This window comes from Nitrosomonas sp. Nm58, assembly GCF_900107335.1.
Lineage (GTDB): Bacteria > Pseudomonadota > Gammaproteobacteria > Burkholderiales > Nitrosomonadaceae > Nitrosomonas.
Map to the genome: position 1 here is coordinate 112,033 of NZ_FNPQ01000001.1, position 21,565 is coordinate 133,597.

The window sequence follows — 21,565 nt, forward strand, 5'->3', positions numbered from 1 at the left end:
TTAACCCGAATTTTTCATAAATTCGCGTTAACTATCTGAGCAGAGCAGAAAGTATCGGCGTTGCACTCCACTCTCACATAAAACACACATTCAGCGTCATCGCCAAAATTTTTAACTTTCTCAGCCTGCTGGCCGCCCAGGTACTGTTCAGATTTAACGGGTTCTTCGAGTCAAACTGGATCCAAACTGTTGTGCATTTTTCTCCTTGGCTGTCATTTGCCGGATAGACAAAAATATATCCTATTTTTGATAGGTTACGTCGCTTGAACCCATAAAAGGATGGATGGATCGCTCGTCTCAAATAGGTCTGAGTCTACGTGTTTGCACGTATATCTTTAGTAAGGGTATTTCAATAATCTATTTTGTTATATCCCTTGATAGAAAGAAGGAGTGCTGAAAATGACCAACGCCGAACAAAGATCTACCCCTGCCAGCAATCCGCTCAGTGCCGAAGAATTGCGCGCGATGAACGGCTGGTGGCGCGCTTGCAATTACCTCTCGGTGGGCATGATCTACCTGCGTGACAATCCGCTGCTCAAGGAGCCGCTCAAGATCGAGCATGTCAAGCATCGGCTGCTCGGACATTGGGGTGCGAGTCCGGCGCTGTCGTTCGTCTGGGCGCACCTCAATCGGGTCATCAAGCGCGACGATCTCGATGTGATTTTCATGGCTGGCCCGGGTCACGGAGCGCCCGGTGTGATTGGGCCGACCTATCTCGAAGGCACCTATTCCGAGGTCTATCCCGACAAGAGCGAAGACGCGGAGGGAATGCGCAAGTTCTTCAAGCAGTTTTCCTTTCCTGGCCAAATCGGTTCGCACGTCACCCCGGAAACGCCCGGCTCCATTCACGAGGGCGGCGAGCTGGGCTATAGCCTGTCGCATGCCTATGGCGCCTGCCTGGACAACCCTGACCTGATTGTCGCCTGTGTGGTGGGCGATGGCGAGGCCGAGACCGGGCCGCTCGCCACCGCCTGGCACTCGAATAAATTTATCAATCCGATCCGCGACGGTGCGGTGCTGCCAATTCTGAACCTCAACGGCTACAAGATCGCTAATCCGACCATCCTTGCGCGCATCAGTCACGACCGGCTGGCCGCGCTTTTCCACGGCTATGGCTATACACCCTATTTTGTCGAGGGGGACGATCCCGATGCGATGCACCAGACCATGGCGCAGACACTGGATACGGTCATCGCTGAGATCCGCGCCATCCAGAAGACAGCGCGCGCGAGCGGCAAGGCCGAGCTGCCGAGCTGGCCGATGATCGTGTTGCGCACGCCCAAGGGCTGGACCGGGCCGAAGGAGATCAATGGCCATAAGGCTGAAGGTTCCTGGCGCTCCCATCAGGTACCCTTCTCGGATGTCCGCACCAATCCCGCGCACCTGAAGCTGCTGGAAAACTGGATGAGCAGTTATCAGCCCGAGGAATTGTTTGATGCGAGCGGCCGGCTCATTCCGGAACTGCGCGCGCTTGCCCCGCAGGGACAGCGGCGCATGAGCGCCAACCTGCACACCAACGGCGGCCTGCTGCGCAAGGATCTCAAACTGCCGGATTTCCGCAACTATGCGGTGGAGGTCGCACAGGCCGGTAAGGTGTTGTACGAAAATACCAAGCCGCTGGGTGAATTCCTGCGCGATGTGATGCGCAACAACATGACCAACTTCCGCGTGTTCGGTCCCGATGAGACGGCGTCCAACCGCCTGCAGTCGATCTACGAGGTGAGCAAGAAGGTCTGGATGGCGGAATTATTGCCCGAGGACGCGGATGGCGGCGAATTGTCCCGCGATGGACGGGTGATGGAAATGCTCTCCGAGCACACCTTGATCGGCTGGCTGGAAGGTTATCTGCTCTCCGGACGGCACGGCTTTTTCCATACCTATGAAGCCTTCGCCCATGTGATCGACTCCATGTTCAATCAGCACGCCAAGTGGCTGGATATCTCCAAGAACCATGTGCCCTGGCGTGCCCCGGTGGCATCGGAGAACATTTTGCTGTCTTCCACGGTGTGGCGTCAGGATCACAACGGTTTTTCGCACCAGGACCCGGGTTTCATCGATCTGGTCACCAACAAGAGCCCGAGCGTCACCCGCATCTATCTGCCGCCCGACGCCAATACCTTGCTGGTGATCGCGGATCAATGCTTGCGCTCGACGGACTGCATCAATGTCATCGTCGCCGATAAACAGAAGCACCTGCAGTTCACCACCATCGACGAGGCGATCGTGCACTGCGCCAAGGGTATCGGCATCTGGCGCCGTGCCAGCAACGATGAGGGTGTCGAGCCGGATGCGATAATGGCCTCCTGCGGCGACGTGGCGACCCAGGAGGCGCTTGCGGCAACAGCCTTGCTGCGCGAGCACTTGCCTGATCTGAAGGTGCGCTTCGTCAACGTGGTGGACCTCTATAAAATGCAGCCGGTGGCGGAACACCCGTGCGGCTCAACGGACCGCGAATTCGATAGTCTGTTCACGACCAACAAACCGGTGATTTTCAATTTTCATGGCTATCCCTGGCTGATTCACAAGCTTGCCTATCGCTTCAAGAATCACGAAAACCTTCACGTGCGTGGTTACAAAGAACGCGGCAACATCAATACGCCGCTGGAGCTCGCGATCTTGAATCAGACCGACCGCTTTACGCTGGTGATCGATGTCATCGACCGGGTGCCCGGGCTTGCCGCGAGAGCCGCGCATCTGAAGGAGCAGATGAAGAACGAGATCATCCAGAATCTCGCCTATGCGCATGAGCATGGCACCGATCGCGATGAATTCACCAATTGGGTGTGGCCGTATTGAGAAGGGGCCCATATGAGCGAGCAACCATCTTCACCTATCCCGCGGCAAACAACCGTAAGCCTGGCTGACGAGGAAGCGGTCAAGCGCATCCTCGTTGAAACGATATTCGGCCTGTGGGCGTCGGTAAACAATCTAACCCGTCTGCGTCCGTCCAAGCGCGAACGCTACCGGGTCACAATTTTTGGCTCGGCGCGCACCCAACCCGGACACTGGGTATATCAAGAGGTTAAGCGCATGGCCGAGGCGCTGGCAGCCATGGGTTGCGACATCGTGACGGGCGGAGGGCCGGGCTTGATGCAGGCCGCCAACGAGGGCGCGGAGGCGGCTAACGCGCCGGAACGGGCGCAGAGCATCGGCATCCGCGTGAAGCTGCCGTTTGAGCAGGAGGTCAATCCATTCGTTGAGCAGGCTTTTGAACATCAGACGTTTTTTACTCGTCTGCATCACTTTGTGCTGTTGTCTGATGCTTTTATTGTCGCGCCAGGTGGCATCGGCACGGTGCTTGAGTCCACGATGATCTGGCAGCTGTTGCAGGTGAGGCATCTGCACGATACCCCGCTCATCTTTACCGGTCCCATGTGGAAGGGTCTGGTCGACTGGGCGACGCAGATGATGTTGCGCCCGGGATTCGAATTGGCCAACGCCGCAGACATGAAGATTCCACGTTGCGTGGATAGCGCCGATGAGGCGATTGCCCTTATTCGAGAACACCATGTGCTCTGGTTAGCCGAGCATGCTAAAAGCAAGACTGCGGGTTAGGTCATGAAGTCGCTGAGTGGATCGCATACTCACTGACGAGAATCAACTGCGGAACAAAGATGGCCGAAGCTGGACAGAGTTCAAAAAGACATCGAGAGGAATCAAAATCATGAACGGTAGAACACCCCCAAAACAAGCACAAGCAAAAACTGTGGAATCAGCGGCCGCTACCGGTCTGATCGATGCGGATGTGCGCACTGGCATGCAGGCTGCCGTGCTCAAGCAAGCGGTCATGGACCATCTGCACTATTCCGTTGGACGCCTGGCGGCGGTGGCGACTGCGCATGACTATTACCGCGCATTGGCGCTGGCGGTGCGCGATCGCATGCAGCAGCGCTGGATGAGCACCACCCAGACCTATTTTGATCTCAGCCGCAAGATTGCCTGCTATCTCTCGGCGGAATTTCTCATGGGGCCCCACCTGGGTAATAATCTGGTAAATCTCGACATCGAACAAGAAGCCCGCACCGCGCTGGCCGAGTTGGGTCAGGATCTCGACAATATCATGGCCTGCGAGGAAGAGCCGGGGCTGGGTAATGGCGGCCTGGGGAGGCTCGCCGCCTGTTATCTCGACTCGCTGGCGACATTGCAACGTCCTGCCATTGGCTACGGCATCCGCTATGAGTTCGGTATCTTTGACCAAGAGATCCAGGATGGCTGGCAGGCGGAGATCACCGACAAGTGGCTGCGCTACGGCAATCCGTGGGAGATTGCCAAGCCCGAAATTGCCTACTACGTCAATTGGGGGGGCCACACTGAACATTATCGCGATGAAGCGGGCAGCGATCGCGTGCGCTGGGTGCCGTACCGCGTGGTGAGGGGCGCTGCCTACGACACGCCTATTCAGGGTTATGGTGTCAATACCTGTAACACCTTGCGGCTGTGGAGCGCTGAAGCGGTGGAATCTTTCAACTTCCAGGCGTTCAATACCGGTGATTACTATCAGGCGGTGAATGACAAGGTGGTTTCCGAAACGGTCACCAAGGTGCTTTACCCCAACGACGAGCCGGAAATCGGCAAGCGGCTGCGCCTGGGACAGCAGTATTTTTTCGTTTCCTGCTCACTGCAGGATATGCTGCACCTGCTCGATCTCACGGGTGTTCCGGTGGAGCATTTTGCCCAACGGTTTGCCGTGCAGCTTAACGATACGCATCCTTCCATTGGGGTGGCTGAGCTGATGCGCTTGCTCGTGGACGAGCGGCGACTGGATTGGGATACGGCCTGGGTGATCACCGTGCAGACCTTCGGGTACACTAATCACACGCTGTTGCCCGAGGCGCTGGAAACCTGGCCGCTGCCGATGTTCCAGGCGTTGTTGCCGCGGCATCTGGAGATCATTCACGAAATCAACCGCCGTTTTCTCGATGAGGTGCGTGCCAGGTTTCCAGGCGATGAGGCGCGTGTGGCCAGGATGTCCTTAATTGGCGAAGGGGATGACAAACGGGTGCGCATGGCACATCTCGCCACCGTCGGCAGCCACGCCATCAATGGCGTCGCCGCGCTGCATTCCGATCTGCTCAAGGCCAGCGTGCTGAAGGATTTTTATGAACTGTGGCCGGAGCGCTTCAGTAATAAGACCAACGGCGTCACGCCGCGCCGTTTTCTGGTGCTCGCCAATCCGGAATTGCGCGGGTTGCTCAATGACACGCTTGGCGAGCAGTGGCCGGCGGATCTGGGACAGCTGCGCCAGCTTGAGGCCAAGGCCGATGATGCCGCCTTCCGGCACAAATGGCGCGTGGTCAAAGAAACCAATAAGAAGCGCCTAGCCGATTACATCCGGGCGCGCACCGGCATCGAGCTCGACCCCGGCTGGCTGTTCGATATTCAGGTTAAACGGATCCACGAATACAAGCGCCAGCATTTGAACGTATTGCACATCGTCACGCTCTACCGCCACCTCAAAGCGCATCCGGGACTAGCGATTCCGCCACGCGCGTTCATCTTCGGCGGTAAAGCCGCGCCAGGCTATTTCATGGCCAAGCGTATCATCAAGCTCATCAATGCCGTGGCTGAGACGGTTAATGCTGATGCGGATGTGAATACGCGCATGAAAGTAGCCTTTGTACCCAACTTTAATGTCCAGAATGCCCACCTTATCTATCCGGCTGCCGATCTGTCGGAGCAGATTTCCACTGCCGGCAAGGAGGCATCGGGTACCGGCAACATGAAGTTCATGCTCAACGGCGCGCTCACTATCGGCACGCTCGATGGCGCCAACGTGGAAATGCGCGAAGAAGTGGGGGCGGAGAACTTTTTCCTGTTTGGCTTGACCGCCGAGGAAGTGGAGCGCATCAAGCGTGAAGGCTACCGGCCGGCTGACTGCGTTGCTGGTAACGCCGAGTTGCGCATGACACTGGAACTCATCAGCAGCGGTCATTTTTCCCGGGGGGATAGCGAGGTATTTCGTTCCGTTGTCGACAACCTGACCCAGTCTGATCCGTTCCTGGTGCTGGCAGATTACGCCGCCTATATCGGGTGCCAGGAGCAAGTGAGTGCTGCGTGGCAGGATAAGGAAAACTGGACGCGCATGTCGATCCTCAATACCGCGCGCAGCGGTAAATTCTCCTCCGATCGCGCTATCGGCGAGTACTGCGACGAAATTTGGAATGTCCATCCGGTAACGGTGAAGTTGTAGGGAGCATGGCCATGTCGTCGCAAACTAAAGCGAGATCACCAAGCACGCGCAACGCAGACGAAACCGATTTGATATCGGCGATCGGTCACAAGACTTCGCCGCCTCATACGATCCAGTCGGGATCCCGGTTTCCGCCTGGCGCCACTGCCGGGGCGGGCGGCGTCAACTTCTGCATTTTCAGTCAATATGCGAGCCGGGTCGATCTGCTGTTGTATGCCAGTGCGGACAGTCTCGCGCCGTTTCAGATCATCCCGCTTGATTCCGAACAGAACCGCAGTTTCTTCTTCTGGCATGTATTCGTGGAGGGCTTGCCCGCCGGGACCTATTACACCTGGCGCATGGATGGCGCGGGCGACACTGCCACGACCGGGCGGCGTTTCTACCCTGAAAAAGAACTGCTTGATCCCTGGGCGCGGGCAGTGAGCGATGCGCTGTGGGATCGCGGGCTCGCCCGCACTGAGCAGGACAGTCGCTCGAATCGCTTGCGCGCCATCGTCGCCGAGCCGCTCCCGCGAGCAACATCTGCATCGCATTGGAAGCAGGTCAGCTTGGAAGGCGCGGTGATCTATGAGTTGCATGTGGGCGGTTTCACCCGCCATCCGTCGGCGGCAGTGGGACACCCTGGCAGCTTCGCCGCACTTAAGGAGAAGATTCCCTATCTGCAGGCGCTGGGTGTGACCCATGTCGAGCTGTTGCCGGTGATGGCTTTCGACACGCAGGATGTGCCGCCCGGTGTGGCGGAGCGTGGTCTGCATAATTATTGGGGTTACAGTACACACAGTTTCTGGGCGCCGCATCCGGGGTATTGCATTGATCCAGCGCGCGCCGCTCAGGAGTTCCGCGACTTGGTCGATGGGCTGCATGCGGCTGATATCGGTGTGCTGCTGGATGTGGTTTTCAACCACACGGCGGAGGGGGGCGAAGCGGGCCCGGTGATTCATTTCCGCGGGCTTGCCAACGACATTATTTACCACCTCGATGCCATCGACCAGCGCCGCTACCTTGATTTTACCGGTTGCGGCAACACTGTGAACTGCAATCATCCATTGGTGACGGCATTCATCGTACATTGCTTGGAATACTGGGTGGAGGTGCTCGGAGTGGACGGTTTCCGCTTCGATCTTGCCAGCGTCTTCGTGCGCGGTGACAATGGCGTACCACTCGCCAATCCGCCTTTGCCCTGGGTCATCGAATCCTCGCACATCCTTTCGCGGGTGCCGATGATCGCCGAGGCTTGGGATGCAGCCGGGTTGTATCAAGTCGGTGCTTTTCCCGGTATGGCCTGGTCGGAATGGAACGGCCGCTACCGGGATGTGATGCGCCGCTTTGTGCGCGGGGACCCCGGGCTCATTGGTGAAGTGGCGACACGTATCACCGGCAGTGCCGATCTATACGCCGACGACAAACGCAAGCCGGTTAGCAGTATTAATTTCATTACCTGCCACGACGGTTTCACTCTCTACGATTGGGTGAGCTACAACACTAAGCATAATGAAGCTAACGGGGAAGACAATCGTGATGGCAGCAACGACAATCTGAGCTGGAACTGCGGCGTTGAGGGCGAGACCGGCGATTCTGCCGTGAACGCATTGCGTATACGGCAGGCGAAAAATCTTTTGACCCTCCTGATGCTGTCGCGCGGGGTGCCCATGCTGCTGGCCGGTGACGAAGTGCTGCGCACGCAGCGCGGCAACAACAACGCCTATTGCCAGGACAACGCGCTTAGCTGGTTCGACTGGCGGTTCACCGAACGCAATGCCGGCATGCTGCGTTATACCCGTGAGCTGATCGCGTTGCGCCGCCGCCATCCCAGCCTTACCAGCGACCGGTTCTTTACGGGCGCACCGCTACCCGGGCGGGATATGCCCGATATCGCCTGGCATGGAGTGCGCCTCAACAAGCCGTCCTGGCACGATCCGCAGGCACGGCTGCTGGCTTATACGATCGCTGCTTTGCGCGATGACGAAGAGGACCTGCACGTGATCCTGAATATGTCGGATCAGTCCGTAGAAGCGCCTTTGCCGCTGATGCGCGGGCGGCGCTGGCATCTGGCGCTCGACACCGTTCAATCTTCTCCTGCCGATATTTTTGCTCGCGAGCGCCAACAGCCAGTCGTGGCAAGGGTTTACCCCGTGGCACCGCGCAGCGTGGTGGTGCTCGAGGCGCGCGCATGAGCAGCCGTATCGTTCTGGTCGTCAATGCGGGGTCATCGAGTCTGAAATTTTCGGTATTTCGCGCGGACGATGCGGCAACTTTACAGCTGGCCGCGCGCGGGCAAATCGATGGGATCGGTACGCGCCCGCGTCTGCGCGTAACAGATGCCACGGGGAGCGTCGTGGTCGAGCGCGATTTCGCGGTTGCCGAGGTCAGGGGTGTGAAAGACGCCATCAGGCTCGCCGGTGCCTGGCTGCACGAGCGCTTTCAACATGAACCACTGCTTGCCGTGGGCCATCGCGTCGTCCATGGCGGTGCCCAATTTTCCCATCCTCTGCTGATTGATGCCGAGGTGTTCGCGGCACTGGAGCAATTGATCCCGCTCGCGCCCCTGCACCAGCCGCACAACCTGGCGGCGATCCGCGCGGTGCGCGAGGCGCAACCGCAGGTGCCGCAGGTGGCGTGTTTCGACACGGCATTTCACCGAACGCATCCGCAGATTGCCGATCTCTATGCGCTGCCCTGGGAATACTATGAATCCGGCGTGCGGCATTATGGTTTCCACGGACTGTCCTACGAATACATCGCGGCGATGCTGCCGCAGGTCGCGCCCGGGATTTCCGACGGACGGGTGATCGTGGCGCATCTCGGCAGCGGGGCCAGCTTGTGCGCCCTGCGAGCAGGCAAGAGTGTAGATTCGACCATGGGCTTCTCGCCGCTCGATGGCGTGCCGATGGGAACGCGGCCAGGTGCGCTCGATCCGGGTGTATTGCTGCACCTCATCAATCAGCGCGGCCTGTCGGGTGCCGACCTGGAGAAGCTGCTGTACCGGGAATCGGGCTTGCTCGGTTTGTCCGGCATCAGCAACGACATGCGCGTGCTGCTGGAAAGCCAAGAGCCGCGTGCTCAGCTGGCGGTCGAGTATTTCGTGCACTACACCGTCAAACAGATCGGCGCGCTCGCGGCCGTGCTCGGCGGCGTGGACGGCTTGGTATTCACCGCCGGGATCGGCGAACGCTCGTCAGTGATCCGCGCGCATATTCTGCAGGCCTGCGCCTGGCTGGGCGTGTCGCTCGATACCGCTGCCAATGCGCGCGGCGGTCCGCGTATTTCAACGGAAGGCAGCGCCATCCCGGTCTGGGTCATTCCAACTGACGAAGAACTGATGATCGCGCGCCATACTTTGCTGCTGATAATCAGCGGAAAGGGTGGGCATCATGTTGACTGACTGGATACCGTTGTTGCGCGATCTGCGCCAGTATCGTAAGGAGTGGTTGACGCATGATGTGGTCGCCGGGCTGTCGGTGACAGCAGTGCAGGTGCCCACGGCGATTGCGTATGCCACCCTGGCGGGCTTTCCGCCTGAAGTCGGTCTTTACGCGAGCATACTGCCGGTGCTGGTTTATGCCTTGTTCGGTTCGTCGCGGCAGCTGGTGCTCGGGCCGGATGCGGCTACTTGCGCGATGATCGCTGCGCTGCTGCTGCCGATAGCGGAGGGCGATCTGAACTATTACCTGAAGCTCTCGGCTGCCATGGCGCTCACGGCGGGTCTGCTGATGGTCTTCGGTGGCATGACCCGCATGGGCTTCATCGTCAATTTCTTCTCGCGCCCGATCCTGATCGGTTTTCTCAACGGCATTGCGCTCAGCATCATCGCCGGACAGCTGGGCAAGCTGTTGGGTATCGCGGTGGTGAGCCGGGATTTTGGGCCGTCGCTGCTGGAACTGACCAAACGCCTCGGCGAGATACATGGTTACAGCCTGGGCGTGGGGCTGGCAACGTTGGCGCTGCTGGTTCTAACCCGGCGCTATCTTCCCCGGGCGCCGGCTGCGCTGATCGCGCTGCTGGCCACCAGTCTGGGTGTATTTCTGTTGGGGTTGGATGCGCGCGCGGTCAAGCTGGTCGGGGAGGTTCCGTCCGGACTGCCGTCATTCGCGCTGCCAGGTCTCGGTTATGAGGGGGTACAAGGGATTTTTATGAGCGCAGTCGGCCTGGTGATTGTCTGCTTTACCAGCGGCATGCTGACAGCGCGTAGCTTTGCAGCGCGCAATGGCTATAACATCAATGCCGATCAGGAGATGCGCGCGATCGGCTTCGCCAACATGGCATCGGGCCTGTGCGGTGGATTCGCGGTGACTGGCGCCGACTCGCGTACGGCGGTCAATGATGCCAGTGGTGGCAAGACTCAATTGGTTTCCGTGATTGCTGCGTTGGCCACGGCCGGGGTTGCGCTATTTCTGACACAACCGCTAGGACACTTGCCCATCCCGGCGTTGGCCGCGGTGCTGATCTTTTCCGCCTGGAGCCTGCTGGATGCGGCCGGTATACGCCGTCTGCGCGTGATCGATCGCTTCGAGTTCAGTTTGTCCTTGTTGACGACGATAGGGGTGCTGACCATCGGCGTGCTGCCGGGTGTAGTGATCGCTATCATGCTGGCGTTGCTGAATGTGCTCATCAAGATTTACCGGCCCGCAGATACGCTGCAGGGCATTGTTCCAGGCCTGGAAGGCTACAACGACCTCAGTTTTTCGGAGGACGCCCGGCCCGTTCCAGGCATGATCATCTACCGCTTCGATGCGCCGCTGCTGTTCTTTAATGCTGATTATTTCAAGGTGCGGATACTCTCTCTGGTGGATGGCGCCGAACCCAGGCCGCGCTGGTTCGTGCTCAACGCGGAATCCATCAGCCAGCTTGACAGTACCGGCGCACAGGCCGTCGACGATCTGGTCACCGAGTTGAAAATCCGCGGTGTGCATCTGGTGGTGGCGCGGCCGAAGTTGTATATGCGCAAGTACGGACAGCCAATGGGGTTAGGTCAGAAGATCGGTGCGGACAATATTTTCTTTTCCGTCCATTCTGCCGTCGAGACTATCCTGGCGCGGGAGGAACGGGGGAGTGCTGCAGATGATGGCAATTCATTACTAAAAGGAGTGAGTGAACATGAAAAAGGGGCATAACAATGAGTCTCCGGAAAAGGTTGGGGAGAAGGATGCAGAGACGCACGGCAAATCCAAATCCAAATTGAAACGTAAGGACTACGATAAGGGATTACTCGATTTGCAGGCGGAACTATGCGCCGTGCAGGATTGGGTCATCGCCACCGGTCAGCGCATCATGATTGTATTCGAGGGCCGTGACGCAGCCGGCAAGGGCGGCGTCATCAAGGCCATCGCCGAGCGCGTCAGTCCGCGCGTGTTCAGGGTCGTCGCCTTGCCGGCGCCTACCGACCGCGAGAAATCGCAGATGTACATTCAACGCTATATGGCGCATTTTCCCGCGGCGGGCGAGATCGTCATCTTTGACCGCAGCTGGTACAACCGCGCTGGCGTGGAGCATGTGATGGGTTTTTGTACCGAAGCGCAGCATCGCCGTTTCCTGGAGCTGACGCCATTTGTGGAAAAGCAAGTCGTGGAAAGCGGCATCCTCCTGCTCAAATACTGGCTGGAAGTCGGAGATGAGGAACAGGAGCGGCGCTTTCGCGCGCGCATCGATGATCCCGTGCGTCAATGGAAACTGTCGCCGATGGATCTGCCCTCGCGCGAGCGCTGGTACGACTATTCGCGCGCGCGCGACCAGATGCTAACCGCCACCGACACGGATTTCGCGCCCTGGCATATCGTGCATTCGGACGACAAGAAGCGCGCGCGCCTGAATCTGATTGCGCATCTGCTGAAGCAGATTCCCTACGAGCGCATACCGCACAAGAAGATCAAACTGCCCAAGCGCATCACGGAGCGTGCCTATGATGATCAGACGACCATGGTCGGCCGGCGCTGGATTCCAGAGATTTATTAAACCCTGCGTCTACGTATTTGTACGTATTTCTTTAACCAGCGTATTTTAATAAGCTATTAGAGAAACAGAGTGTAATCAAAGAGGGCGTTGATTTTTCCTGGACACCATTTTGAATGCCGGTGCGCCATACGGCGACCGCAAGGGAGTTTTTCTATGTGCACACGAGTCCTCGCTGTTATCCTTGCCCTTGTTGCTTTCGCCGCGCTCGCTGGCTGCTCAAAGGAAACGTCTGCACCACAGCCACGCCCGGCGCCCGAGGTGACCGTGCTGACCGTAACGCCACGGGATATTTCCTATACGCCCAGTTTCGTTGCGCAGACCGAAAGTTCGCGCCAAGTCGATATTGTCGCTCGCGTTTCGGGTTTCCTCGACCGCATTGCGTACCAGGAAGGTGATCTGGTGAAGGAAGGGCAAGTGCTGTTTCAGCTCGACCCCAAGCCGTTCAAGGCTCAACTGGAGGCTGCCCGCGGTGAGCTGCAGGCGCAGCAGGCAAGGTTTAAAACAGCGAGTGCCAATCTCAAGCGCGTCAAGCCGCTCACCGAGCAGGACGCACTTTCCCAGGCAGATCTGGATCGGGCGCAGGGCGAATTCGACGCATCGAAAGCGGCCGTGTTTGCGGCCAGCGCGAAAGTCAAAGAAGCTGAGCTGAATCTCAGTTATACGACCATCCATTCTCCGGTAACAGGTCTGGCGAGCCGCTCACTCCAGCGCGAGGGGGCGTATGTGAATGCGATGACGGAGACTGCGAACCTTACCTACGTTGCCGCGATCGATCCGATCTGGGTTACATTCAGCGTTTCGCAGAATCTGATGGCACGTTGGCGCGAGGAAAGCCAAAAAGAGCTGATTGTTATGCCAAAGAGCCTAGATTATGAGGTAGAGCTGGTTCTCCCTGACGGCACGCCATTTGCAGAGAGAGGCAAGATCAATTTTGCCGATCCCTCGTTCAGCCAGGATACCGGCTCGTTCATGGTGCGCGCGGTGCTGCCAAATCCAGAGAGGGAGCTCCGTCCCGGCATGTTCGTGACGGCATACCTGAAAGGTGCGCTGCGGCCCAACGCGGTCGTGGTGCCGCAGCTCTCGGTGCAGCAGGGCTCGAATGGTCACATTGTGTACGTGATCAAGCCGGACGGGACTGCAGAGGTGCGGCCAGTGGTGGTCGGTGACTACGAGGGCGAGAAAGACATCGTGATCGTGACTGGACTCCAGGCCGGAGACCGGATCGTGGTGGACGGCGTGCTCAAGGTGGTTCCCGGTCAGCCGGTCAAGATCATGGAGCCGGCTGCGGACAAGGATGAAGCAGTGGTGAATCCCGTCGCGGCTGGGCAGAAGTAGGGGCGGCGCCATGTTCACTCACTTTTTTATCGACCGTCCGATTCTCTCCGCTGTCATCTCGATCTTGATCGTACTCGCAGGCGCGGTGTCGATGTCTGTCTCGCCAATCGAGCAGTATCCCGATATGGCGCCACCGCAGGTTACGATTGATGCGCGCTATCCCGGCGCCACCGCTGAGGTGATCGCAAACAATGTAGCGGCGCCCATCGAGGCGCAACTGAACGGGCTGGACAATCTGCTCTATTTCTATTCAACCAGCTCCTCGAGCGGCAACGTGCAGATCGTCGTCGTGTTCAAGCAAGGCAGCAACCCGGATATTAATCAGGTCAACGTGCAGAACCGCTTAAGCCAGGCGATGCCTCAGTTGCCGGAGGTGGTGACCCAGCAGGGGATTACGGTAGATAAGAAATCGCCCAGCATCATGATGGTGGTGTCGGTCTACTCGCCCGACGAACGCTACGACTCAGCCTATATCGCCAACTATACCAATCTCTACGTGCTCGATGAGTTGAAGCGTGTGCCAGGGGCGAACCGCTCCTCGGTGTTCGGGCTCCCCGATATTGCGATGCGTGTATGGTTACGTCCTGACCGCATGGCCCAGCTTGGCATCACGGTGAGCGAAGTGAGTAGCGCGATCCAGAGTCAGAATCAAACTTTCGGCATTGGCCAGCTTGGCGCGCCACCGGTGCCGCCCTCTGTGGAGCAGCAGTTCGTGGTGACGGCGCAAGGCCTGCTCACCAAGCCGGAGGAGTTTGAGAACATCATCGTCCGCACTGCCAAGGAGGGTGCTGCCATCGTCCGCATCAAGGATATCGGGCGGGTCGAGCTTTCCCGGCGGGATTACTCCATGCCGAGCCGCATGAACGGCAAGACTGCGACCACGATCGGCGTCTATCAGCAGCCGGGCGCGAATGCAGTGGAAACTGCCAAGGGCGTACGCAAGAAAATGGAGGAGCTGAAGGCGAAATTTCCTACCGGCCTGGATTACAAGATCGTGCTCGATACTAGCCAGTTTACCCTCTACTCGATCGATAAGGTGGTGCATACCTTCTTTGAGGCGGTGGTGCTGGTGGTGCTGGTCGTGTTTGTCTTCCTGCAGTCACTGCGGGCGACCGTCATTCCGATCCTGGCGGTGCCGGTGTCGATCATTGGCACGTTCGTCGGCATGTATATGCTCGGGTTCTCGGTCAACATGCTGACCATGTTCGGTATGATTCTCGCGATCGGACTGGTGGTGGACGATGCCATCGTGGTGGTCGAGAACGTCGAAACAAACATCACCAAGAAAGGGTTAAGCCCACTGGCCGCCGCCAAAGAGGCAATGACAGAGATTGCGGGTGCGCTGATTTCGATTGTGCTGGTGCTGCTGGCAGTGTTCCTGCCAGTTGCATTTCTTGGCGGGGTGACTGGAACGCTGTACAAGCAGTTCGCGGTTACCATCGCCATTTCGATGGTGATCTCGGGAATCATTGCGTTGACTCTGTCACCGGCGCTGGCCGCAATCATCATCAAGGCGCATCACGGCAAGAAGAACCGGTTTTTCCAGGCATTCGAAAACACGTTCGAGTCTCTCCAGCGCGGATTCCTGAGTAACGTTGCTCGCGTCATGCAACTGTGGCCGGTTTCTCTCATTGTGTTCGGCGGGGTGGTGGTCGGCATCCTGCTGATGTTCCGTATTCTGCCGGCAAGCTTTGTGCCGGAAGAGGACCAGGGTTATTTCTTCGTGCTTGCCCAGGTTACCGACACGGCCAGTCTCAACGTCACGAGCCGTTTCAGCCAAGAACTGGAGCAGATCGTGCTCAAGGATCCCGCCGTACAGGATGTCGGTACGGTCAACGGTTACAGTTTTGTCGATGGTCAGCAGAACAACAGCGCTGCGCTCATGTTCGGTTTGCTGAAACCTTTTGAGGAACGCAAGGATGCGAGTCTGCTGTCATTCGATACACTGAAGCGGCTTAACGCGCAGTTCGCAACACACAAGGATGGCAAGGCTTTCGCGGTCAATCCGCCCTCGATCCCCGGCTTAGGCACCACGGGTGGTTTCGAGTTCTACATCCAGAACCGCGGTTCGGGTGATCCGCGCGCTACTGATGCTGCGCTCAAGGCGTTCCTTGCCAAGGCGCGCGAGCGCAAGGAATTGCAGGCAGTGAACACGACATTCAGTGCGAACAGCCAACAGCTGTTCGTCGATCTCGATCGTAACAAGGCCGAAGTGCTAGGCGTGCACGTGGCCGATGTCTTCAACACGATGCAGGCCTACTTCGGTTCCCAGGTGGCTGGCCAGTTCTCGCAGTTCAGTCGCGTATGGTTCGTCATTATCCAGGCTGATGCGACCTACCGTGTGAACCCGGAGGATTTCAGCAAGGTCTATGTTCGCTCGTCAAATGGCGCTAATGTGTCACTTTCATCGTTGATCACGACTCGCTATATTGCCTCGCCGAAGCTGATGACGCGCTTTAATGGCTTTCCGGCGGTGAAGATTACTGGCAGCCAGGCTCCCGGTTACAGCTCGGGAGACGCAATCCGGGCGATGGAGGAAGTGGCGCGCGATATACTGCCTGGCGACTTTGCCTACGCTTGGGCGGGACAGGCGCTGCAGGAAAAGGGTGCCGGGGGGACTTCTTCATCAGCTTTTATTTTCGGTCTGATCGTGGTGTTTCTGCTGCTCGCTGCGCAGTTCGAGAAGTGGACGCTTCCCATTGCAGTGGTGCTCACCGTTCCCTTCGCCGTCCTGGGTGCGCTGCTGCTGACCTGGCTGCTTGGGCTCGAGAACGATGTTTATTTCCAGGTCGGCTTGGTGACACTGGTCGGGCTGTCTGCAAAAAACGCGATTCTGATTTGCGAGTTTGCGATTGAGCGCGTCCGTCACGGCATGCCGCCGCGGGAGGCGGCTATTGAGGCGGCGGGACTGCGGTTGCGCGCCATCATGATGACCTCATTCGCCTTTATCCTTGGTTGCGTGCCGCTCGCGATCGCGACCGGGCCCGGCGCGAACAGTCTGCGCGCGATCGGCACCGGCGTGATTGGCGGGATGCTCGCGTCCACGCTGATCGCAATCTTTTTTGTGCCGCTGTTTTTCTGGTTGTTGGAATCGATGAGCGCGAAGTTCGCTGGCAAGAAAGCGCCTGAGGGGGGGCAGGATGAGGGTGCACCCGCATCCGCGCCCACAGAAGTATCGCCTGCAAAAGTGGAGGGCGATTGACATGCGCCGTATCGTTCTTCCCATGCTCGCAGCTGGTTTACTCACCGCATGTGCGGTGGGCCCCGATTATCTGCGTCCGGTGATCGAGACGCCCGAGAAATGGCGGGTTGACTATCCGCAGGCGGCAGCGGTCGCGAACGTCGGCTGGTGGGCTGAGTTCGGCGATCCGGCGCTCAACGCGCTCATTGAGACGGCGTTGCATGAAAACCGGGATATCCAGGCCGCCGCCGCTCGGGTGGATCAGTTCATCGGCGCGTTGCAAACCACCCGCGCGCAGTTCTACCCGCAGATCGGCTACAACGCGGACGCAAGCCGTAACCGCGCCACGGAACGTGGGCTGACCCCTCTTCCGCCGGGCACTGACCCCTATTACGCGCTCTATCGTGGCGCACTCAACGCGTCTTGGCAGATCGACCTGTTCGGGCGCATCCGCCGCCAGAGCGAAGCTGCCCAGGCGCTGGTATTTGCCAGCGAGCAGGGCCGCAGGGGGGTCATCCTCTCGGTTGTGACGAGCGTTGCGGCAAGTTACATTGGATTGCGCGCGCTCGACCGCCAGCTCGAGATCGTGCGTGCCAGCGCGGCCAACTACGCGAATACGCTGCGGATTTTCGAGCTGCGCTACCAAGGCGGCGTGGTGTCGCAGGTGGAACTCTCCCAGGCACTGTCGCAATACCAGCTGGCCCTCTCCGCGATTCCATCCATCGAGCAGCAGATCGTCGCGCAGGAGAATCTCATTTCGATCCTGCTCGGACGTAATCCCACTTCGATCCCGCGCGGCAGCACCATCGACGAACTCATCGCTCCAGCGGTTCCCCCGGACTTGCCTTCGACGCTGCTGGAGCGCCGGCCCGACATTGTGCAGGCCGAGCAGAACCTCGTAGCTGCCAATGCCAATGTTGGCGTGGCAAAGTCATTTTATTACCCGACCATCACGCTCACCGGTCTGCTCGGCTCGGCGAGCACCGCATTCGGCAACTTCCTGACAGGGCCGGCCAGCACATGGTCGGTGGCTGCCGGACTTGCGGGGCCGATCTTTACTTTCGGCGCGATCGAAGGACAGGTGAAAACCGCGGAAGCAGCCCAGCAGGAAGCGCTTGCCTTCTACCAGGCCATCATCCTCAACGCTTTCCGTGAAACGAACGACGCGCTTATTGGCGCAGTGAAGCGGCGCGAAGAAGCCGAGGCTCAGGCAAAGCGCGCCATGGCGCTTAAGGAGTACGCGCGTCTTTCCCGGCTCAAGTTCGATAACGGCTATGCGGACTATATCGAGGTGCTCTACTCGGAGAACGAACTCTTTAACGCAGAGCTTACCGCAGTGCGCTCGAAGGCCGCGCGTTATACTGAACTGGTGAACGTCTATAAGGCAACGGGCGGCGGTTGGATTGACGAAGCCGAGAAGCTCGCGCCGAAGCCACGGTTCATGACGGTGAAACCGGTGAGAGAGGATAGCTTGCCGGAAGATAAATGATTGTTTTAATTATGTTATGCTACTTATCATCAAAGGATACGAATTATGGCGATTTCCCCTGATGCAGGCAAACCGGCTCCCAAAGAGATACTCGTTGATTTGGCAAGACTTGAACGGGAGTATTACGCGCGCCGTCCCGACTTGACAGATACTGCCCAGTTAGTGAGTTTCGGCACCAGTGGGCATCGAGGTTCGCCGCTGCACGGATCATTCACCGAGGCGCACATTCTGGCGATTACCCAGGCCATTTGTGACTACCGGCAGGGCCGGGGTATTGACGGGCCGCTCTACCTGGGCAAAGACACGCACGCTTTGTCGGGGCCAGCTCAGCGGACTGCGCTGGAGGTGCTGGCAGCCAATGGTGTCACAACGATCATCCAGAAGAATGACGGCGTCACGCCGACACCGGTGATCTCACGGGCGATCCTCGTTTACAACCGGGATCGTAACGAACATCTCGCTGACGGTATCGTCATCACGCCCTCGCATAACCCGCCAGAGGATGGCGGTTTCAAGTACAACCCACCCCACGGTGGGCCCGCTGATGTCGATGTCACAAAGTGGGTCGAGCAGCGGGCCAACGAGCTATTGCGCCAAGAGAACCTCAGCGTCAAGCGGAAACCCTTCGCATCCGCTCTCCAGGCAGACACGACGCATCAGGATGATTTTGTGATGCCTTATGTCGAAGATCTGCGCAACGTGGTCGATATGGACGTCATCCGTGCAGCCGGTTTGAAGCTGGCTGCCGATCCGCTCGGCGGCGCGGCAGCACCTTACTGGGAGCCTATCAACGCCGTCTATCACTTGGATATTGCTGTCGTGAACCCGACGATCGATCCCACATTCTCATTCATGACGGTCGACCATGACGGCAAAATCCGCATGGATCCTTCCAGTCCCTACGCCATGGCCCGGCTCCTGGGTCTCAAGGATCAATACCGTCTCGCTTTTGCAAACGACGCGGACGCCGACCGGCATGGCGTGGTCGTGCCGTCCGTAGGGTTGATGAATGCCAACCACTACCTGGCGGTCGCTATTCACTACTTGCTAACTCACCGGAAATGGCCTGCCCACGTGGCTGTCGGCAAGACTCTGGTCAGCAGCAGCATGATTGACCGCGTGGTCAACAAGCTGGGCCATCCATTGTATGAGATGCCGGTGGGCTTCAAGTGGTTCGTGCCAGGGTTGCTTGACGGCTCGCTTTGTTTCGGTGGTGAAGAAAGCGCCGGAGCCAGCTTCCTGCGGCATGACAGCACCGTGTGGACCACGGACAAGGACGGTCTGATCATGGACTTGCTGGCGGCCGAGATCACGGCCAATACAGGAAAGGACCCCGGCGAGCATTACCAGGAACTGGAGGCCGAGTTTGGTACACTGTATTACACGCGGATCGATGCCCCTGCGACCCCTGCGCAGAAGGCGAAACTGGCAAAATTGTCAGCGGAAGCGGTTGCAGCACCCAAGCTCGCGGGCGAGCCCATCCGGATGAAGCTGACCAGTGCCCTGGGTAATAACGCGCCGATTGGCGGTCTCAAGGTGGTGACTGACAACGGGTGGTTTGCAGCCCGTCCCTCCGGCACCGAGAACATTTACAAAATTTATGCGGAGAGTTTTAAGGATCAGACTCACCTGGAGGCGATCGTGAGCGAGGCGCAGGAAATCGTGAGCGCTGCAGTGAGCGACGCATGGTAATGTTTCAAAGTGGCGCGGCCATGCAGACGGCAAATTAGAGGAGACTTTCATCATGACAACTGTAGTAGAACAAACCCTGCCCCTCGCCGAGCGTAATGCATGGAAAGCTTTGGCAGCGCATTACGAACATGTTCGCCACCTCCATCTCCGGACGCTCTTTGCCGATGATCCCCGGCGCGGCGAGCATATGACGGCCGAGGCGGCGGGTCTCTACCTTGATTACTCGAAAAACCTCATTACCGACGAAACGCTCAAGCTTTTAATGCAGCTCGCCGAAGAATGCGAACTTCGCCAGCGGATCGACGCCATGTTCTGCGGTGAGAAAATCAATATCACGGAGAACCGCGCTGTGCTGCATGTGGCGCTGCGCGCACCGAAAGGGGCTTCCATCATCGTGGACGGCGAAAACGTCGTTCCCCAGGTGCATGCCGTCCTCGACAAGATGGCTGACTTTTCCGACCGTGTTCGGAACGGCGCGTGGCAGGGGTATACCGGCAAACGCATTCGCAACGTCGTCAATATCGGCATCGGCGGCTCCGACCTCGGTCCGGTGATGGCCTATGAGGCACTGAAACATTACAGCGAGCGGACCATGACATTCCGCTTTGTATCGAATGTCGACGGCAGCGACTTCGCGGAAGCAGTCCACGATCTGGATCCGGCAGAGACCCTTTTTATCGTTTCTTCCAAGACTTTTACCACGCTCGAGACGATGACGAACGCCTACACGGCCCGCGACTGGTCACTCGCTGCTTTCGGGGGAGACCGCAAGGCGATCGCCAGGCATTTCGTCGCGGTATCGACGAATGCGGCGGAAGTGGCGAAGTTCGGTATCGATCCTGCCCAGATGTTCGGATTTTGGGACTGGGTGGGCGGGCGTTACTCCATGGCCTCGGCCATCGGTCTCTCGACCATGCTGGCGATCGGGCCAGTCCATTTCCGTGCCATGCTCAATGGTTTTCACCAGATGGACGAACACTTCCGGACGGCTTCATTCGAGAACAATCTGCCGGTGCTGATGGGCTTGCTCACGTTGTGGTACACCGATTTCTTCGGCACTCAGGCCGTGGCCGTGTTGCCCTATGAGCAGTACCTGAAACGATTCCCTGCCTATTTGCAGCAACTGACGATGGAGAGCAACGGCAAACAAGTTACGCTTGATGGATCCAGGGTCAGCTATAACACGAGCCCAATCTATTGGGGCGAACCGGGGACCAACGGCCAGCATTCCTTTTACCAGTTGATTCATCAAGGCACCCGGTTGATTCCTTGCGACTTTATCGCCTTCATCGAGACGCTTAACCCGCTCGGGCGGCACCACGATATCCTGATGTCAAACGTCTTTGCCCAATCTGAAGCCTTGGCCTTTGGCAAAACCAGCGAACAAGTGAAGGCTGAAGGCACACCAGATTGGCTTGTGCCGCATCGCATCTTTGAGGGTAACCGCCCGTCCAACACCCTCCTCGCCGAGCAGCTTACGCCCGAGACGCTCGGTAAGCTGGTCGCCCTCTATGAACACTCGGTCTTTACTCAGGGCGCGATTTGGGGAATCAATCCCTTCGACCAGTGGGGAGTGGAGCTGGGCAAGGTGCTGGCTCAGCGTATCATCCCGGAGTTGGAAAGCCAGGCAGAGCCTGTACTCGAACATGACAGTTCCACCAATCAACTGATCCGTCGCTATCGACGCTTCAAGGGGATTTCCTGATGAACCCGGCTGCCGTGGATTTGA

Annotated in this window: 12 protein-coding genes; all 12 read left to right on the plus strand. The window is 58.4% G+C overall.

Going from position 1 to position 21,565, the window contains the following annotated elements:
• The first annotated feature begins 399 nt into the window (after positions 1–399).
• Positions 400–2,796 (plus strand): phosphoketolase family protein, encoded by a 2,397-nt coding sequence (locus tag BLW34_RS00470; protein ID WP_090574271.1) that lies wholly within the window; start codon positions 400–402, stop codon positions 2,794–2,796.
• A gap of 12 nt (positions 2,797–2,808) precedes the next feature.
• Positions 2,809–3,555: an LOG family protein gene (locus BLW34_RS00475; RefSeq protein ID WP_090574273.1), complete on the plus strand. Its 747-nt coding sequence runs from the start codon at positions 2,809–2,811 to the stop codon at positions 3,553–3,555.
• 109 nt (positions 3,556–3,664) lie between these two features.
• A complete protein-coding gene (locus BLW34_RS00480; RefSeq protein WP_090574712.1) occupies positions 3,665–6,190 on the plus strand; it encodes a glycogen/starch/alpha-glucan phosphorylase in 2,526 nt (841 codons plus the stop codon).
• 11 nt (positions 6,191–6,201) lie between these two features.
• On the plus strand, positions 6,202–8,364 hold the full coding sequence (gene glgX / locus BLW34_RS00485; protein WP_090574715.1) for a glycogen debranching protein GlgX: 2,163 nt from the start codon (positions 6,202–6,204) through the stop codon (positions 8,362–8,364).
• Complete coding sequence (locus tag BLW34_RS00490) at positions 8,361–9,572, plus strand: acetate/propionate family kinase (protein WP_090574275.1); 1,212 nt, start codon at positions 8,361–8,363, stop codon at positions 9,570–9,572. The genes glgX and BLW34_RS00490 overlap by 4 nt, the downstream gene beginning before the upstream one ends.
• Entirely contained in the window at positions 9,562–11,301 is a 1,740-nt protein-coding gene (locus BLW34_RS00495) for a SulP family inorganic anion transporter (RefSeq protein ID WP_218138704.1), read from the plus strand. Before BLW34_RS00490 ends, BLW34_RS00495 begins: the two co-directional genes overlap by 11 nt.
• Complete coding sequence (gene ppk2, locus BLW34_RS00500) at positions 11,285–12,139, plus strand: polyphosphate kinase 2 (protein ID WP_090574277.1); 855 nt, start codon at positions 11,285–11,287, stop codon at positions 12,137–12,139. The genes BLW34_RS00495 and ppk2 overlap by 17 nt, the downstream gene beginning before the upstream one ends.
• Positions 12,140–12,397: 258 nt before the next feature.
• Positions 12,398–13,474 carry an efflux RND transporter periplasmic adaptor subunit gene (locus BLW34_RS00505; protein WP_218138705.1) on the plus strand — a complete coding sequence of 359 codons (1,077 nt, stop codon included), beginning with the start codon at positions 12,398–12,400 and terminating at the stop codon, positions 13,472–13,474.
• A gap of 10 nt (positions 13,475–13,484) precedes the next feature.
• Entirely contained in the window at positions 13,485–16,676 is a 3,192-nt protein-coding gene (locus tag BLW34_RS00510; protein WP_090574282.1) for an efflux RND transporter permease subunit, read from the plus strand.
• Between the two features lies 1 nt (position 16,677).
• Positions 16,678–18,144, plus strand: a complete 1,467-nt coding sequence (locus tag BLW34_RS00515) for an efflux transporter outer membrane subunit (RefSeq protein WP_090574284.1) — start codon at positions 16,678–16,680, stop codon at positions 18,142–18,144.
• A gap of 45 nt (positions 18,145–18,189) precedes the next feature.
• Positions 18,190–19,836 (plus strand): phosphoglucomutase (alpha-D-glucose-1,6-bisphosphate-dependent), encoded by a 1,647-nt coding sequence (gene pgm / locus BLW34_RS00520; RefSeq protein WP_090574286.1) that lies wholly within the window; start codon positions 18,190–18,192, stop codon positions 19,834–19,836.
• Positions 19,837–19,888: 52 nt separating this feature from the next.
• Positions 19,889–21,541 carry a glucose-6-phosphate isomerase gene (pgi, locus tag BLW34_RS00525; RefSeq protein WP_090574288.1) on the plus strand — a complete coding sequence of 551 codons (1,653 nt, stop codon included), beginning with the start codon at positions 19,889–19,891 and terminating at the stop codon, positions 21,539–21,541.
• The last annotated feature ends 24 nt before the right edge of the window (positions 21,542–21,565 follow it).

What these genes read in the sequence shown, in the direction of transcription:
- pgi (WP_090574288.1), top strand. Translation starts at nt 19,889, where the DNA reads ATGACAACTGTAGTAGAACAAACCCTGCCCCTCGCCGAGCGTAATGCA.
- BLW34_RS00480 (WP_090574712.1), top strand. Translation starts at nt 3,665, where the DNA reads ATGAACGGTAGAACACCCCCAAAACAAGCACAAGCAAAAACTGTGGAA.
- glgX (WP_090574715.1), top strand. Translation starts at nt 6,202, where the DNA reads ATGTCGTCGCAAACTAAAGCGAGATCACCAAGCACGCGCAACGCAGAC.
- pgm (WP_090574286.1), top strand. Translation starts at nt 18,190, where the DNA reads ATGGCGATTTCCCCTGATGCAGGCAAACCGGCTCCCAAAGAGATACTC.
- BLW34_RS00470 (WP_090574271.1), top strand. Translation starts at nt 400, where the DNA reads ATGACCAACGCCGAACAAAGATCTACCCCTGCCAGCAATCCGCTCAGT.
- ppk2 (WP_090574277.1), top strand. Translation starts at nt 11,285, where the DNA reads ATGAAAAAGGGGCATAACAATGAGTCTCCGGAAAAGGTTGGGGAGAAG.
- BLW34_RS00490 (WP_090574275.1), top strand. Translation starts at nt 8,361, where the DNA reads ATGAGCAGCCGTATCGTTCTGGTCGTCAATGCGGGGTCATCGAGTCTG.
- BLW34_RS00510 (WP_090574282.1), top strand. Translation starts at nt 13,485, where the DNA reads ATGTTCACTCACTTTTTTATCGACCGTCCGATTCTCTCCGCTGTCATC.
- BLW34_RS00475 (WP_090574273.1), top strand. Translation starts at nt 2,809, where the DNA reads ATGAGCGAGCAACCATCTTCACCTATCCCGCGGCAAACAACCGTAAGC.
- BLW34_RS00515 (WP_090574284.1), top strand. Translation starts at nt 16,678, where the DNA reads ATGCGCCGTATCGTTCTTCCCATGCTCGCAGCTGGTTTACTCACCGCA.
- BLW34_RS00495 (WP_218138704.1), top strand. Translation starts at nt 9,562, where the DNA reads ATGTTGACTGACTGGATACCGTTGTTGCGCGATCTGCGCCAGTATCGT.